The following is a 15655-nucleotide window of genomic DNA, read 5'->3' on the forward strand; positions in this document are numbered from 1 at the left end:
AAGGAGGGTGGACAATGGGTGGGTGAACAGGGGAAACGCGGAGGACGGCCGGGGCGGGGCGAACCTGCCGGCGCTGCGCGGGCACAACGAGGCCCTGCTGCTGGACCTGCTCCGCGCCGCTGGCCCGCCGGGGCTGGGGCGCGCTGAGCTCGCCGCCCGTACGGGGCTCACCCCGCAGGCCGTCAGCAAGATCACCGCCCGGCTCGCGGCCGAGGGTCTGGTGGCCGAGGCGGGCCGTGACGCGTCGACCGGCGGCAAGCCGCGGACCCGGCTGCGGCTGGTCCCGGGCGCCCGGCACGCCGTGGGGGTGCATCTGGACCGCGACGGGCTGAGGGCCGTACGGGTCGACCTGGCGGGCGGCGTCGTCGCGCAGTGCAGCGGCCCGCTGGACTTCGGTGCGGGCCCGGAGACGGTGGTGGACGCGGTCGTACGGGCGGTCGTGCGGGTTTCGGGCGGCGACGGCGAGGAGGCTCCGCCGCTGCTCGGGGTGGGCGTGGCCGCACCGGGACCGCTGGACTGGCGCAGCGGGGTGCTGGGGCGGGTGACGGGGTTCCCGGAGTGGGAGGGGTTTCCGTTGCGGGAGGTGCTCGCAGGGCGGTTGGGGGCTGCGGTGGTGGTGGACAAGGACACCAATGCCGGGGTCGCGGCGGTGGGGCCGGGCCTGTCGGCCGGGCCCGGTGGCGCGGACAGGCCGGGTCCCGGCGGGACTGGCGGTCCGGGCGGTCCGGGCTCCGGGTCTTCCGTCTACCTGCACGTCGGGACCGGGCTCGGGGCGGGGTTGCGGCTGGACGGTGCGGTCTACCGGGGTGCGCGGTCGGGCGCGGGGGAGTTCGGGCACCAGGTGCTGCGGCTGGACGGGCCGCCCTGCCGGTGCGGGGGCCGGGGCTGCCTGGAGGTGCTCTGCCTCGACGCCGTGGCCCGGGGCGACCTGGCGGAGGCGGCGCGGGTGCTGGGCGAAGGGGCGGCGAACCTGGTGGCGCTGCTGGACGTGGACCGGGTGCTGCTGGGGGGCCGGGTGGTGGCGGCGGCGCCGGAGGTGTTCGTCGAAGGGGTGCGGGGCGTGCTGGCCGCCCGCGCCTTGACGCCCGGCCCGCCGCCGGTGGTGGCGCCGGCGCCGGCCGGGGTCGCGGAGGGCGCGGCGGAACTGGCCCTGGCGCCGCTGTTCGGACACGGCTGAACCCGCCAGGGGCCGGGGCGGGAAGGCCGGCCCGGCCGGGGTGAGTCGGTGGGCGGGACGGCCGGGCGGCTGGGAGCCGGGGTGAGCTGGTGGGTGGGGCGGTCTGGTCGGGCTGGGGTGAGCTGGTGGGCGGGGCGGTCTGGTCGGGCCGGGGTGAGCTGGTGGGCGGGGCGGTCCGGTCGGGCTGGGGTGAGCTGGTGGGCGGGGCGGTCTGGTCGGGCCGGGGTGAGCTGGTGGGCGGGGCGGTCCGGTCGAGCCAGGGTGAGCTGGTGGGCGGGGCGGTCCGGTCCGGCCGGGGTGAGCTGGTGGGCGGGGCGGTCCGGTCGGGCCGGGGTGAGCTGGTGGGCGGGGCGGTCCGGTCCGGCCGGGGTGGGCCGGTGGGTGGGAGGGCCGGTCGGGTCGGGGTGCGGGACTGCGCCTCCCGTGTCCGGGAGGATGCGCGGCACGGTGGGTGGGAGGGCCGGTCGGGTCGGAGCACGGGCCCGCGGGTCCCTGCCCGTGCCCCCGTCGCCCGGTGTGTCGTCCCGCTCTGGCCCGGTCGAGTGGGGCGGGTTGCGGCTCGCCCCGGGGCCATCCGGGGGTAAAGAGGGAGGACTCGGGCGTGGGCGGGGGGAGGGGGAGCGGGGGCGTGGGAAGGTGCGGGCGGAGGCGGGGTGATTGTCACCTCGTCCGATCATCATTTCCGTCCGTCCGGCGAGCAGCGAGGTGCTCCATGCGACTGCGCAACGCCCTTGCCCTCACGGCCCTCCTGCTCTCCCTCGCCGCACCTTCCGCCGGCGCGGACAACGGCACCGGCGGCGCACCCCGCCCCGCGCCCGCCCCGGCCATGCCCGCGCCCGCGATGCCCTCCCGCGCCCGTGCCACCTGCGGGGACGGCAAGAGCAACGCCTTCCCCATCGGGGCCCGGATCCGCGGCGGCCCGGCGGTCTACCGGGCCGGCGGCGGCCCGCAGAGCTGGCTGCTGGACCTGACGAACACCACGGGCGGCCCCTGCACCGCCATCCACCCCGTCATCGTCTTCACCGACCCCGCCCGGGCCCTGCGCCCCGCCCACCTCCGCATGGCGTTCGAGGCCCCCGGCGGCCCCTACCCCGTGACCCTGGAGCGCAGCGACCGCGACGAGATCATCGCGGTGTTCGACGGCAAGGACGCCTTCCCCGGCTTCTCCGTGCCGGCCGGCGGCTCCGTCACCGTCAAGGTGCAGCTGGCCTTCGCCCCCGACGCCCCCCTCGGCGAGGTCGTCGCCGACGCCGCCCTCGTGCAGCGGAAGGGGGACGACGGGGAGTGGGTCGGCGAGGCCGGCGGGTACCGGTTCTCCGTGGAGGGCCCAGAGGGCCCGGAGGGCCCCGGGGACACCGACGACTCCGTCACGGCGGGCTCGCTCGCGCACACCGGCCGACGGGACCGGGCCTACGGGGCCGGAGCCCTCGCCGCCCTGGCGGTCGGCGGCGGCCTGCTGCTCGGCGCCCGCCGCCTGCGCCGCGACCCGCACGGAGCACGCCCCTCGCGCTGAGCCCCTCGTCCCACAGCCCGGCCGGCCCCGGCCCCGGCCGGCCCCGGCCCCGGCCAGCCCCGGCCCCGCACGGCCCCGGCCCCGCACATCCCCGCGCCGGGCCGTCCCCCTCGTCCCCGCGCCGGGCCGTCCTCCTCGTCCCCGCGCCGGGCCGTCCTCCTCGTCCCCGCGCCGGGCCGTCCTCCTCGTCCCCGCGCCGGGCCGTCCCCCTCGGCCCCGCGCCGGGCCGGCCCCGGCCCCGCACCTCCCGTACACCTCCCGCACGTACAGTCCGACCGTGGAAGAACAGACCCGGCCCCCCGCCCCCCACCGCCCCGGCTCGCCCGTCCGCTCCGGGATCCCCGAGCACGGCCGCATCCCCAAGTACTACGCCGTCAAGGCCCGTATCGCCGACCTCCTCGACGAGCTCGGCGAAGGCGGGGCGCTCCCCACGGAGCGGGATCTCGCCGAGCGGTACGAGGTGTCCCGCGAGACCGTGCGGCAGGCCCTGCGGGAGCTGCTGCTGGAGGGCCGCCTCCGCCGCTCCGGCCGCGGCACCGTCGTCGCGGGGCCCAAGCTGGAGCAGCCCCTCTCCCTCGCCAGCTACACCGAGGGCGTGCGCCGCCAGGGCCGCCGGCCCGGCCGCCGCCTCATCGGCCTGGAGCGGTTCCCCTGCCCGCCCGAGCTCGCCCGCGGCATCGGCGCCGAGCCCGGCGAGCCCGTCTGGCACCTGGAGCGCGTGCTGCTCGCCGACGACGAGCGCGTCGGGCTGGAGAGCACGTACGTCCGGGTCTCCCGGGCCCCGCGCCTCGACATCGATTTCCAGCCGGACTCCTCCTTCTACGGATACCTCCGCGACAGCCTCGGCATCTCCTTCGGGGACGCCGACGAGAAGCTGGAGACCGTCCTCGCCACCCCCCGCGAGGCCCTGCTGATCGGTACCCCGCCCGCGCTCCCGATGCTGCTCATCCACCGCTTCTCGCGGGACCAGGACGGCCTGCCGCTGGAGCGGGTGCGTTCGCTCTACCGTGGCGACCGGTTCAGCTTCACGACCCGCCTGCGGCCCGAACAGTCCCCGTAAAAAAGGAATGAGGCCACCAAAACGGACCAAGTGACATCACGAAATGGTAACGGGTCTGGTCCAAGCGTCGAGGGCTGTTCACCAGCCCGACGTCCACCCGATCCTCCCGGGTCACGGACCGCCCCGAGCGTGGACGCCGTGAGAGTCATAGTCGTCGGAGGCGGCGTGGTCGGCACCATGCACGCCTGGCAAGCAGTCCAACGCGGCCACGAGGTCGTCCAGATCGAGCGCGAGGCCGAGGCGCGCGGCGCCTCACTGCGCAATTTCGGCCAGATCTGGGTCAGCGGCCGGGCCGGGGGCGAGGAGCTCGACACCGCCCTGCGCGCCCGCGAGCTCTGGGAGCGGATCGGCGCGGAGGTGCCCGGCCTGGGCTTCCGCGCCGTCGGCTCCCTCACCCCCGTACGCAACGCCCGCGAGCACGCGGTCGCCGAGGCGGCCGTCGCCCGTCCCGACGCCGCCGCCCGCGGCTACGAACTGGTCACCGCCGCCCAGGCGCGGGAGATCAACCCGGCCCTGCGCGGCGCCTTCGAGGCCGCCCTGTGGTGCGAGCGCGACGCCGCCGTCGAACCGCGCACCGCCCAGCTCCACCTCCGCGAGGCCCTCCGCGCATCCGGCCGCTACGCCTTCCTGCCCGGGCGCGAGGTGCGCGACCTGGCCGGCCCCGGCGCCGTCCGCGACGACCACGGCGACATCCACCGCGGCGACGCCGTCGTCCTCGCCACCGGCGCCTGGCTCTCCGGCCTGGTCCGCGCGCTCGTCCCCGACCTGCCCGTGCGCCGCGTCCGGCTCCAGATGATGCAGACCGCCCCCCTCGGCGAGCCGCTCACCACCTCCGTCGCCGACGCCGACAGCTTCCGCTACTACCCCGCCTACAAGAGCGACGCGCTCGACGTCCTCAACGCCGAGCAGGCCCAGGCGCCCGTCGCCGCCGCGCACAGGATGCAGCTGCTGATGGTCCAGCGCCAGGACGGCGGGCTGACCATCGGCGACACCCACGAGTACGAGCACCCCTTCGCGTTCGACACCGTCGAGGACCCCTACGACCACCTCACCGCGGTCGTCGAGTCCTTCCTGGGCCGCCCGCTGCCGAAGATCAGGCACCGCTGGGCGGGCGTGTACGCGCAGTGCACCGACACCAGCCGCGTCGTCCACCGCCAGCAGGTCGGCGAAGGCGTCTGGCTCGTCACCGGACCGGGCGGCCGGGGCATGACCTGCTCGCCCGCCATCGCCGAAACCACCGCGAACGAACTGGGCTGGTGAGCCGCATGACCCGAACCCGCACCACCGGGAAGCTGATCGTCCTCGACATGGCCGGCACCACTGTCGCCGACGGCGGACTCGTCGAGCGCGCCTTCGAACGTGCCGCCGAACGCCTCGGCGTCCAGCCCGGCAGCCCCGGCCACGCCGACAAGCTCCAGTACGTCCGCGACACCATGGGCGAGTCGAAGATCTCCGTCTTCCGCCACCTCTTCGGCACGGAGGAGCGCGCACAGCTCGCCAACTCCGCCTTCGAGCAGGCCTACGCGCAGCTCGTCGACGGCGGCCTCGTGTCCGAGGTCCCCGGAGCCCGCGCGACCATCGAGCGGCTCCGCGCCGACGGCCACACCGTCGCCCTGACCACCGGCTTCGCCCGCGTCACCCAGGACGCCATCCTCGACGCCCTCGGCTGGCGGGACCTGGCCGACCTCACCCTCTGCCCCGCCGACGCGGGCGGCCGAGGCCGCCCCTACCCCGACATGGTGCTGGCCGCGTTCCTGCGCACCGGCGCCGTGGCCGACGTGCGCGAGACCGTCGTCGCCGGCGACACCGCCTACGACATGCTCAGCGGGCGCCGCGCCGGCGCCGGCGTCGTCGCCGGGGTCCTCACCGGAGCCCACGACCGCCCCGCGCTCACCGGGCACGGCGCCACGCACGTCCTCGGCTCCGTCGCCGGACTCCCGGCGCTGCTCGCGGAGTCGGAGCCCTCGTGAGCGGCATCCGCTTCGACTCCGTCTCGGTCGCCTACCACGGCACCACCGTCCTGGACTCGCTCGACCTGACCGTCGAACCCGGCGAGGTCATGGCCCTGCTCGGCCCCTCCGGCTCCGGGAAGACCACCGCCCTGCGCGCCGTCGCCGGCTTCGTGCGGCCCGTCGCCGGCCGGGTGCTGATCGCCGGCCGGGACGTCACCGCCCTCCCGCCGCACAAGCGCGGCATCGGCATGGTCGTCCAGCAGTACGCGCTCTTCCCGCACATGCGGGTCGAGGACAACGTCGCCTTCGGCCTGCGCGCCCAGAAGGCCCCCAGGGCCGGGATCCCCGGCCGGGTCACCGAAGCCCTGGAGATGACGGGGATGGCCGCCTACGCCAGGCGCTACCCCCGCGAGCTCTCCGGCGGACAGCAGCAGCGGGTGGCCATCGCCCGCGCCCTCGCCATCCGCCCCGGGGTCCTGCTGCTCGACGAGCCCCTCTCGGCCCTCGACGCGCAGCTGCGTTCCGGGATGCTGGCCGAACTCGCCCGGCTGCACCGCGAACTCCCCGACGTCTCCATCCTGTACGTCACCCACGACCAGGTGGAGGCCCTCACCCTGGCCGACCGGATCGCCGTCATGGACCGGGCCCGCCTCCAGGACTGCGGCACCCCGCAGCAGCTGTACCGGGCGCCGCGCACGGAGTTCACCGCGTCCTTCGTCGGCAACGCCAACCTGCTCCCGGTGACGGTCGCCGAAGGCGGCGCCCTGTTCGAGGGCCGCCCCCTGACCCTCGACCGGGGCCCGGCGGCCCCCGGCTCCACCGCCACCCTGTGCGTACGGCCGCACCTGCTGGGCCTCGGCGAGGGGCCCAACGCCCTGCGCGGCACCATCGCCGAGGTGCAGTGGCGCGGCTCCACGCACCGGCTGTACGTCGACGTCGGCGGGCACCGCGTCAAGGCCGACCTCCCCGAGCTGCGGGAGACCCCGGCCCTGGGCGACGAGGTCACCCTCCACTTCGAGCCCCGCGACGCGGTGCTCCTGGCGGCGGGGGTCACCCGTGCCTGAGGCCGCCCGGTACCCGTCCGCACCCGCACCCGCCCCCGTACCGGCCCCCGCGCACGCCCCCGAGGCGGCCCCCGTACCCGGCCCCGCCCCCTCACCGCCCCCGCCGGGGAGCCGGCGCCCGCCGCGGGTCCTCTGGGCCCTGCCGCCCGTCGCCCTGCTCGGGCTGGTGTTCCTCTACCCGCTCGCCCTGGTCGTCCAGCAGTCCCTCACCCCCGACAACGGCGGCGGCGCCCTCGACGCCTACTCCGCCGTCTTCGCCTCCCACGCCTTCCGCGAAGCCCTCGGCACCACCGTCTGGCTGGCGCTCGCCGCCACCGCCGGCTGCCTCCTCCTCGGCTTCACCCTCGCGCTGGTCATCGCCTTCGTCCCCTTCCCCGGAGCCAAGGCCGTCGCCAAGTTCATCGACGTCTTCCTCTCCTTCCCCTCCTTCCTCATCACCCTCGCCCTCCTCTTCATCTACGGAACCGCCGGCCTGGCCAACGGCCTCTGGACCGACACCCTCGGCGGCGCCGAAGGCCCCTTCCACTTCCTCACCACCCCCTGGGGCGTCCTCCTCGCGGAGATCACGTACTTCACCCCCTTCGTGATGCGCCCGCTGCTCGCCGCCTTCTCCCAGCTGGACACCGCCCAGCTGGAGGTGGCCGCCGGCCTCGGCGCCCGCCCCGCCCGGATCGTCCGGCAGGTGGTCCTCCCCGAGGCCCTCCCCGCCCTCGCGGCGGGCGGCAGCCTCGTCCTCGTCATGTGCCTCAACGAGTTCGGGATCGTCCTGTTCACCGGCGCCAAGGGCGTCACGACCCTGCCGATGCTCGTCTACGGCAAGGCGATCCTCGAATCCGACTACCCGGCCGCCTGCGTGGTCGCCGTCGTCAACATCGCCATATCCATCGGCCTGTTCGGCCTCTACCGGGTGGTGGGCAAGCGTGCTGGTGCATAGCAGGGGCGGCCGCTGGGCCGCCTGGACCCTGTTCGGGATCCTCTTCCTCCCCCTCTTCGCCCTGCCTCTCCTCGTGGTCGTGGCCGCCTCCTTCGCCACCCACTGGTCCGGTGCCCTCCCCTCCGGCCCGACCACCGCGAACTACGCCTCCGCCGTCCAGGGAGAATCGCTCCAGGCCCTGACCACCTCCCTCGTCACCGCCCTGGCCGCCAGCCTCCTCGCGCTCACCGCCGGCACCTGGGCCGCCCTGGCCGCCGCCGCGCTCGGCAGGCGCGGCAAGCGGGTCCTCGACGCGCTGTTCATGCTGCCGGTCGCCGTGCCGTCCGTGGTCGCCGGCCTCGCCGTCCTCGTCGCGTTCAGCAAGCCCCCGCTGCTGCTCAACGGCACCGGCACGATCGTGGTCCTGGCGCACACGATCCTTGTCACGGCGTTCGCCTTCCAGTCGGTCTCGGCCGCCATGGTGCGGCTCGACCCCGCGTACGAGCAGGCGGCCGCCTCCCTGGGCGCCCGTCCCGCGTACGTGCTGTGGCGGGTCAAGCTCCCCCTCCTGCTGCCGTCCCTCACCGGGGCCGCCGGACTCTGCTTCGCCCTCTCCATGGGCGAGCTGAGCGCCACGATGATGCTCTACCCGCCGGACTGGACGCCCCTCCCGGTCCGGATCTTCACCGCCACCGACCGCGGTGCGCTCTTCGGCGGATCCGCCGTCGCCGTCGTGCTGATGGCCACCACCCTGCTGGTCCTCCTGGCCGTCTCCCGCGTCCGCACGCGAGCCTCCTACCGCTGACACCCCCGCGTCGCCTCCCAGCCCGCACACACCCGTCCCCCGTAAGGAAGTCCCCGTGTCCAGAGCCCTCCTGCTCCGCGCCGCCACCGCCCTCGCCCTCGCCGCCACCCTCACCGCCTGCGGCGGCTCCTCCACCGCCGCCGGCCCCGGCTCCGCGGGCGGCGGCGAGAGGACCGTCACCGTCTACAGCGCCGACGGCCTCAAGAGCGACAAGGGCGACGGCTGGTACGACAGGGTCTTCGCCGACTTCACCAAGAAGACCGGCATCGAGGTCAAGTACGTCGAGGGCGGCTCCGGCGAGATGGTCCAGCGCGCCGTCCGCGAGAAGACCAACACCCAGGCCGACGTACTGATCACCCTGCCGCCCTTCATCCAGCAGGCCGACGGCAAGGGCCTCCTCCAGGCCTACGCCCCGCAGGGCTCCGACCGGGTCAACGGCGCCGACAAGTCCGCCGACGCCAAGTGGACCTCCGTCGTCAACAACTACTTCGGCTTCGTCTACAACAAGAAGGAGCTGACCTCCGCCCCCAGGACCTGGGAGGAGCTCCTCGACGCCAAGTACAAGGGCAAGCTCCAGTACTCCACCCCCGGCGTCGCGGGCGACGGCACGGCCGTCCTCATCAAGTCCATGCACGACTTCGGCGGCAAGGACCAGGCGATGGACTTCCTCAAGAAGCTCCAGTCCAACAACGTCGGCCCCTCCTCCTCCACCAGCAAGCTCGCCCCCAAGACCGACAAGGGCGAGCTCCTCGTCGCCAACGGCGACGTCCAGATGAACTTCGCCCAGTCCAGGTCCATGCCGAACCTCGGCATCTGGTTCCCCGCCAAGGACGGCGGCAGGCCCACCACCTTCGCCCTCCCGTACGCGGCCGGCCTCGTCGCCAAGGCCCCGCACACCGAGAACGGCAAGAAGCTCCTCGACCACATGCTCGGCGAGGACGCCCAGAAGCTGGTCAGCGAGGTCGGCGGCGGCTTTCCCGCCCGCACGGACGTCAAGCCCACCGACGCCAACGCCATCGAACTCACCAGGCTGATGGGCGGCGTCGAGGTCTTCGAGCCGGACTGGGCCGACATCGAGAAGAACCTCACGGGCTACGTCGACGCGTGGAAGTCCGCGACCGGCAGCTGAGCCTCGACCTCCCGGCCACCCCCACCGGGAATCACGCCGAACGGACAACGGGCCTTGACCGACATCGCACCTCGTTCCGGACCCGCCGCACGCGCGCCCTTCCACGCGCCCGCGGCGCCCGCCCGCGCGCACACCGCACGACCGCGGCAAGGCCGCCGACGCCCCGAACCTCAAAGGCCTCCCGGCGGGCGCCACCGACGTGCGGATCCGCTTCCGCTACAACGGCACCGACAACTGGCGTTCTGGACGGCCGACAAGGCCCGCCCGGGCTGGTCCGTCCGGGCCGTGGACGCCCCCGGCGTCCACGGCCCGCGCCCGCTAGGGTGGTGGTACAGACCACAGACCCACAGGTCAGAGGCCACCAGAGCGGAGAGAAGTCCGTGGCAGAGCGCAAGCCGATCGAATCCTGGCTCACCGACATGGACGGGGTCCTCATCCACGAGGGCACGCCGATCCCCGGCGCCGATGCCTTCATCAAGCGGCTGCGCGAGTCCGGCAAGCCCTTCCTGGTCCTCACCAACAACTCGATCTACACCCCGCGCGACCTCCAGGCCCGGCTCAGCCGCATGGGCCTGGACGTGCCCGTGGACAACATCTGGACCTCGGCCCTCGCCACCGCGAAGTTCCTCGACGACCAGCGCCCGGGCGGCACGGCGTACGTCATCGGCGAGGCGGGCCTGACCACGGCCCTGCACGACATCGGCTACATCCTCACCGACCACGAGCCCGACTACGTGGTCCTGGGCGAGACGCGCACCTACAGCTTCGAGGCCATGACCAAGGCCGTCCGTCTGATCAACGGCGGCGCCCGCTTCATCTGCACCAACCCCGACGAGACCGGCCCCTCCACCGAGGGCCCGCTCCCGGCCACCGGCGCGGTCGCCGCGCTCATCACCAAGGCGACCGGCAAGCAGCCGTACTTCGCCGGCAAGCCCAACCCGCTGATGATGCGCACGGGCCTGAACGCCATCGGCGCCCACTCCGAGACCAGCGCGATGATCGGCGACCGGATGGACACCGACGTGCTGGCCGGCCTGGAGGCGGGCATGCAGACCTTCCTCGTGCTGACCGGGCTGACCACGACGGAGGACACCGAGAAGTTCCCCTACCGCCCCACCAGGACGGTCGACTCCATCGCGGACCTCGTCGGCCTCGTGTAGCCGCACCCGTGGGCCGGGCGGGGGACCCGGGGACGGGGGGCGTTGGAGCGTATGGATGACACGTACGGGCCAAAAGAGTCCCGCTCCGGATGCGGGGCGGCGCGCCGCACGTGAATCTCCTTGTCGAGGAGGTTCACCATGCGCTGTTCTCTGATCGCTCTCCGTGCCGCGGCGGTGGCCGTGACCCTGGCGGCCTGCACCGCCGTGACCGCCCCCGCCGCCCTGGCGAACGAAGGGGACCGCGGCGGTGTCTCCGTCGAGCCGAACCCGGTCGAACCGGGCGGGCGGGTCAAGGTCCGCGTCCGGGCCTGCGAGGGCGACTGGGCGGTGGCCCGGTCCCCCGTCTTCGACTCCGAGGTCCGGCTGCGCAAGGGCCACGAGGACCCGCGCACCCTCTTCGGCGAGGCCGAGATCCGCTCGCACGCCGACCCCGGCCGGCACGAGGTCCGCGTCAGGTGCGAGGGCCGGGACGAGGGCCTGCGCGGCTCCCTCGAGATCCGCCACCGCGACCACCGCCCCGAGCCCCACCACTCGCCCGTCTGGCCGGTCCACGCCGGCGGCGGGGCGATGGCCGCGCAGGTCGCGGAGACCACCCGGCTGGCCGCCGCGGCGAAGAAGAGCCACCACGGCGACGGCCCCGGCCTGCCGCAGACCGTCGTCGGCGCGGTCCTGGCCGCCGCGGCCACGCTGGCGGCCGCCGGCCGCGCCCTGACCCTGCGCCGCCGCCGCAACGGCGGATGAGCGGGTCCCGGCCCTCCGCCGGCGGCCGGCTGGTGACCTTCACCGCCTGGTCGGTGCTGGTGCTCGGCCTCTGGCTGTGGGGCAAGGAGATCACCGGTGTGCCGGCCGGTCCGCCCTCCGCGGGGGCCGGCGGCCAGGCCGCCGGCCCGGGTCTGCCCGCCGCGCGGCCGCCGCTCACCGCGGCGATGCCCGCGCGGGTCGACGTACCGTCCATAGGGGTGCAGGCGCCGGTGATCGCGCGGGGCCTGGACCGCCACGGGGCGATCGAGCCGCCGCCGTACGAGCTCCCCGGCACGGTGGGCTGGTGGGGCGCGGGCCCGGCGCCCGGTGCGGTGGGGGCCGCGCTGCTGGTGGGGCACGTGGACACGAAGTCCAAGCCGGCGGTGTTCTTCGGCCTGAGCTCGGTCAAGCCGGGGGAGAAGGTCCGCGTGGCGCGGGCGGACGGGACCATCGCCGAGTTCACCGTCGAGGACGTGCGGGTCTACGAGCGCGCGGGCTTCGACCCCCGCAAGGCGTACGGGCCCCGGGTCGAGGGCCGCGCGGAGCTGCGGCTGGTGACCTGCGGCGGGACCTACGACAAGGCGGCCGGGCAGTACTCGGCGAACGTGGTGGTCTCGGCGTACCTGACGGGCGCGGGGGCCGGGCGGGGCGCGGCGGCGTAGCCCCCGGCCGGACGACGAAGAAGCCCCCCGCAGCTTTCGCTGCGGGGGGCTTCCCCTGTCTGTGCGCCGCCAGGGACTCGAACCCCGGACCCGCTGATTAAGAGTCAGCTGCTCTAACCAACTGAGCTAGCGGCGCTTGCTGACAGGGAAAACTCTACCCCACTTCCAGGGGTGCTCGTGACCAGCCGCGCCCGCGTTGTCCGATTAACCCATGTTTGAGGGGTTTGTCGTGCACGATATGTCTGGGCCGGGCCGCTTCTGACGCTCCGTCGGATGCGGGCCGGGCCCTGACCGACGACGAGCAGGAGCGATCGGGCCGCTCAGGACCGATCAGGGGAGTGGACGGAACCGCATGACGACGCAGCCTCCGGCGCACGGACCGACGCCGATGCCGATGCCGATGCCTGTCTTCGAGGAGTACGAGCCCGTCGGCGACTGCGTGTGCCCCGGGTGCGCGCAGCGGCGCCGGACCCTCGCCCGCGGGCGGGCCATAGCGCTGCGCGACGCCGGGCTCCCGGCCGTGCGCGGGGCCCGCAGGGCGCTGGTGCTGGCCGCGGCGGCCGGGGTGGTCCTGGGCGGCGCCGACCCGACGGCCGCGCTGGCGCACCACCCGTCCCCGGCGAAGCCGCACCCGTCGGAGCCGGCCCCGGCCCCGGGGCGGGCGACCGCTCCCGGGCGCGCGGACGACTCCCCCCAGGCGGCCGGACCGGGGGAGGCGGCCGGCTCCGGGCACGCGGACGGCCACGGGCACGCGGCCGGTTCCGGGCACGGCTCCGGGACCCCGCACGCGGCCGGCGCCCCGCGCACCTCCCCGCACGCGCCCTCGCACGCCCCGGCGCACGCTCCCGGCACCGCTCCTTCGCGCGCCCCTTCGCACGGGCCTTCTCACAGCCCTTCGCGCACGTCCGGCCCCGGGACCTCGGCCCGGGACACCCCGGGCGGCCCGGGGAGCCCGCAGGGCGGACGGGCCCCGCTGCACGGCCGCCCGCCGTCCACCGGCGGCCGCCCCCCGGCCTCCGGGCCGGGCCGGCCGGGTGCGCCCTCCGCGGCGCGGCGCATCGACCGGGCCACGATCATCAACCGGGCGAAGCTGTGGCTGGAGGCGCAGGTCCCCTACAGCATGTCCGAGTACTGGACCGACGGATACCGGCAGGACTGCTCGGGATACGTCTCCATGGCCTGGAACCTCGGCACGAACGAGTGGACCGGCAGCCTCGACACCTTCGCCACGAAGATCACCAAGGACGAGCTGCTGCCGGGGGACATGCTCCTCTTCCACAACCCGGCGGACCCCAACAAGGGCTCGCACGTGGTCCTCTTCGGCGGCTGGGTCGACGAGACGCACACGCACTACACCGCCTACGAGCAGACCCCGCCGGTCACGCGGCGGCTGGCCACGCCGTACGGGTACTGGGAGAACGGTGCCAAGTACGTCCCGTACCGGTTCAACGGGGTGGCCGGCGGGATCCTCCCGGGCGACTCGGTGCCGCCCGCGCAGCCGCCCACGGTCACCTTCCCGGGGGCGTCGAAGTTCGGGCCCGGCGCCGACAACAAGTACGTCGCCGAGCTGGGCCGCATGCTGATCGACCGCGGCGCCCTGCGGTTCTACCCGCACGGGCCGAGCACGAAGTGGAGCGAGGCCGACCGGCAGGCCACGGCGGCGTTCCAGCTGGCACAGGGCTGGAGGGGCGCCGACGCGGACGGCATCCCCGGGGAGCACACCTGGCGGCTGCTGGTCCAGCGCCAGGGCAACGACATCGTGCCCACGAGCCGCACGGCACCCCCGCCGGCCCCGCGTCCCGGCCCCGCCGGGACCCCCGCCCACCCCGGGCCGGGGGTCCTCCGGCCCGGCGGCTCCCATCCGGCGATCGCGGCGATGGGCCGCCGGCTGGTGCAGAAGGGCTTCGGCAAGTACTACACGTCCGGCCCCGGCCAGACCTGGACGGAGGCCGACCGCCGCAACATCGAGGCCTTCCAGCGCGCGCAGGGCTGGCGCGGCGCCATGGCCGACGGCTACCCGGGCCCGGAAACCTGGCGCCGGCTGTTCGCATGACGGAGGCAACGATGCAACCCACCCGCACCACGTCCACGACGGGCACGTTCCACCCCTGCGCGCCCTCCACCGCCCGGCAGTCCGCACCCGCCCCGGCGTCCTGCGCCCCGCCGCCGTCCGGCCAGGCGCCGACGTGTCCGGGCGCGGCGCGGCCCGTGTCCCGGCCCGATGCCCCGGGCCCCCAGCGGCACACCCCGCCGGGGACGCCCCCGGCGGGGCAGGCCGACGCGCACCCCGCCGCCCCCGTCCGCGCCGAAAGCGCCGCCCCGCAGGCCCGGACCGGCGGCGCCGCGTCGCCCTGGGCCCCGGACCCGACGCGCGTGGTCCGGGCCACGGCTCCCGAGTGCCCGACGGGCCCGGGCGCGCAGCCCCGCCCGGCCGGAGCCACCCGCTTCACCTCCGGCCCCGCCGCCCCGGCCCTGACGGCCCGCCCGGAGCCGCCGGCCCCCGCCGCGCCCCGGCACCCCCGCGAGACACCGCCCGCGCACACCGCCACCCCGGCCGAACCAGTACGCGCGGCACACCCCGCCACGGCAGGACTCCCGCACGGGGACGATGGTCCGGCCGACCCGGTACGGACGGCCGGGCCCGCCGGCCCCGCCGATCCGCGCGCGGCGGCCCCCGTGCCACAGCCCAACCCGCCCGGGCACACCACCGCGGTGCGTGCGGAGGCGGCGCTGTCATCGTCCGGCCCCGACACGGCGGCTTCGTCCGGGAGCCCGGAGCCGTCGATCCGGGCCGGACACCCCGCCGACACCGATCCCGCCCGAGAGCCCGCGGCCACCCCGGCTCGCACGACGGCTCCCGCGCCGGAGGCGACCGCTTCGGCTCGGTCAACGGCTCCCGTGTCCGAGGTGACCGGCCCGGGCCGGACGACCGCTCCCGCGGCGGGGGCGACTGCCCCGGGCCGGACGACGGTTCCCGTGCCGGAGGTGATCGCCCTGGCCCGTACGGCCCTTCCGGTGCCAGGTGTGACTGCCCCGGGCCGGACGAGTGGTCCCGTGTCGGGTGCGACTGCCCCGGGCCGGACGAGCCTTCCCTCGCCGGAGGCAGCAGCCCCGGCCCGGGTGGCCGTTCCCGCCCCGGACGTTCACCTCGCGGACGGGCTCCGACCCACGGCCGCCGGCGCCGGCGCCGAGGAGCCGCCGCACCCGGCCGCCCCGGCACCTCGCGGCGAGCGGCACCCCCGCGCTGCCCTCGCGGAGCCGCCGCACCCGGACGGTCCCGCCTGCCGTGCGGAGCCGGACTTCCCGGCCGTCTCGGCGCGCACCGCGCCGCAGACCCCGGCCACACCCACCGGCCGCACCGGACCGCAGGGCGACATGGCCTCCGCGGAGCCGCCGCACCCGGACGGTCCCGCCTGCCGTGCGGAGCCGGACTTCCCGGCCGTCTCGGCGCGCACCGCGCCGCAGACCCCGGCCACACC

General features: G+C 75.7%; 13 protein-coding genes, 1 tRNA gene and 1 pseudogene. 14 read left to right on the forward strand and 1 reads right to left on the reverse strand.

Annotated elements, in window-relative coordinates; all coding sequences use genetic code 11:
- Positions 1-22 precede the first annotated feature (22 nt).
- From ACFY15_RS25740 to ACFY15_RS25795, 12 genes are all read left to right on the forward strand, one after another.
- Entirely contained in the window at positions 23-1177 is a 1155-nt protein-coding gene (locus ACFY15_RS25740; protein ID WP_390826128.1) for an ROK family protein, read from the forward strand.
- A 712-nt stretch (positions 1178-1889) separates the two neighbouring features.
- Entirely contained in the window at positions 1890-2690 is an 801-nt protein-coding gene (locus ACFY15_RS25745; RefSeq protein WP_390826129.1) for a hypothetical protein, read from the forward strand.
- A 277-nt stretch (positions 2691-2967) separates the two neighbouring features.
- A complete protein-coding gene (locus tag ACFY15_RS25750) occupies positions 2968-3750 on the forward strand; it encodes a GntR family transcriptional regulator (RefSeq protein WP_390687450.1) in 783 nt (260 codons plus the stop codon).
- Between the two features lie 138 nt (positions 3751-3888).
- Positions 3889-5010, forward strand: coding sequence for a TIGR03364 family FAD-dependent oxidoreductase (locus ACFY15_RS25755; RefSeq protein WP_390687568.1), 1122 nt, complete (start codon positions 3889-3891; stop codon positions 5008-5010).
- Positions 5011-5015: 5 nt separating this feature from the next.
- Positions 5016-5720, forward strand: coding sequence for a phosphonatase-like hydrolase (locus ACFY15_RS25760; RefSeq protein ID WP_390687449.1), 705 nt, complete (start codon positions 5016-5018; stop codon positions 5718-5720).
- The gene (locus tag ACFY15_RS25765; RefSeq protein WP_390687448.1) at positions 5717-6766 is read left to right on the forward strand and encodes an ABC transporter ATP-binding protein; all 1050 of its coding nucleotides are present in this window, start codon (positions 5717-5719) and stop codon (positions 6764-6766) included. The genes ACFY15_RS25760 and ACFY15_RS25765 overlap by 4 nt, the downstream gene beginning before the upstream one ends.
- Entirely contained in the window at positions 6759-7700 is a 942-nt protein-coding gene (locus ACFY15_RS25770) for a 2-aminoethylphosphonate ABC transporter permease subunit (RefSeq protein ID WP_390687447.1), read from the forward strand. Before ACFY15_RS25765 ends, ACFY15_RS25770 begins: the two co-directional genes overlap by 8 nt.
- The gene (locus ACFY15_RS25775; protein WP_390687446.1) at positions 7687-8484 is read left to right on the forward strand and encodes an ABC transporter permease; all 798 of its coding nucleotides are present in this window, start codon (positions 7687-7689) and stop codon (positions 8482-8484) included. Before ACFY15_RS25770 ends, ACFY15_RS25775 begins: the two co-directional genes overlap by 14 nt.
- 55 nt (positions 8485-8539) lie before the next feature.
- On the forward strand, positions 8540-9613 hold the full coding sequence (locus tag ACFY15_RS25780) for a 2-aminoethylphosphonate ABC transporter substrate-binding protein (RefSeq protein WP_390687445.1): 1074 nt from the start codon (positions 8540-8542) through the stop codon (positions 9611-9613).
- A 380-nt stretch (positions 9614-9993) separates the two neighbouring features.
- Complete coding sequence (locus ACFY15_RS25785; RefSeq protein ID WP_390687444.1) at positions 9994-10773, forward strand: HAD-IIA family hydrolase; 780 nt, start codon at positions 9994-9996, stop codon at positions 10771-10773.
- Positions 10774-10911: 138 nt separating this feature from the next.
- On the forward strand, positions 10912-11514 hold the full coding sequence (locus ACFY15_RS25790) for a hypothetical protein (RefSeq protein ID WP_390826130.1): 603 nt from the start codon (positions 10912-10914) through the stop codon (positions 11512-11514).
- Positions 11511-12176 (forward strand): class F sortase, encoded by a 666-nt coding sequence (locus tag ACFY15_RS25795; protein ID WP_390826131.1) that lies wholly within the window; start codon positions 11511-11513, stop codon positions 12174-12176. The genes ACFY15_RS25790 and ACFY15_RS25795 overlap by 4 nt, the downstream gene beginning before the upstream one ends.
- A 62-nt stretch (positions 12177-12238) precedes the next feature.
- Here the strand turns inward: ACFY15_RS25795 and ACFY15_RS25800 are convergent.
- Positions 12239-12312: transfer RNA gene (locus ACFY15_RS25800), tRNA-Lys, on the reverse strand.
- 258 nt (positions 12313-12570) lie between these two features.
- Between ACFY15_RS25800 and ACFY15_RS25805 the strand changes: the two genes are divergently transcribed.
- Both ACFY15_RS25805 and ACFY15_RS25810 read left to right on the forward strand, forming a co-directional pair.
- Positions 12571-14229, forward strand: a complete 1659-nt coding sequence (locus ACFY15_RS25805) for a peptidoglycan-binding protein (protein WP_390826132.1) — start codon at positions 12571-12573, stop codon at positions 14227-14229.
- Between the two features lie 1001 nt (positions 14230-15230).
- Positions 15231-15655 (forward strand): annotated as a pseudogene (locus tag ACFY15_RS25810) (hypothetical protein); the annotation flags it as partial.

The sequence above is a fragment of the Streptomyces sp. NPDC001373 genome, from assembly GCF_042895815.1.
Classification (GTDB): Bacteria; Actinomycetota; Actinomycetes; order Streptomycetales; family Streptomycetaceae; genus Streptomyces.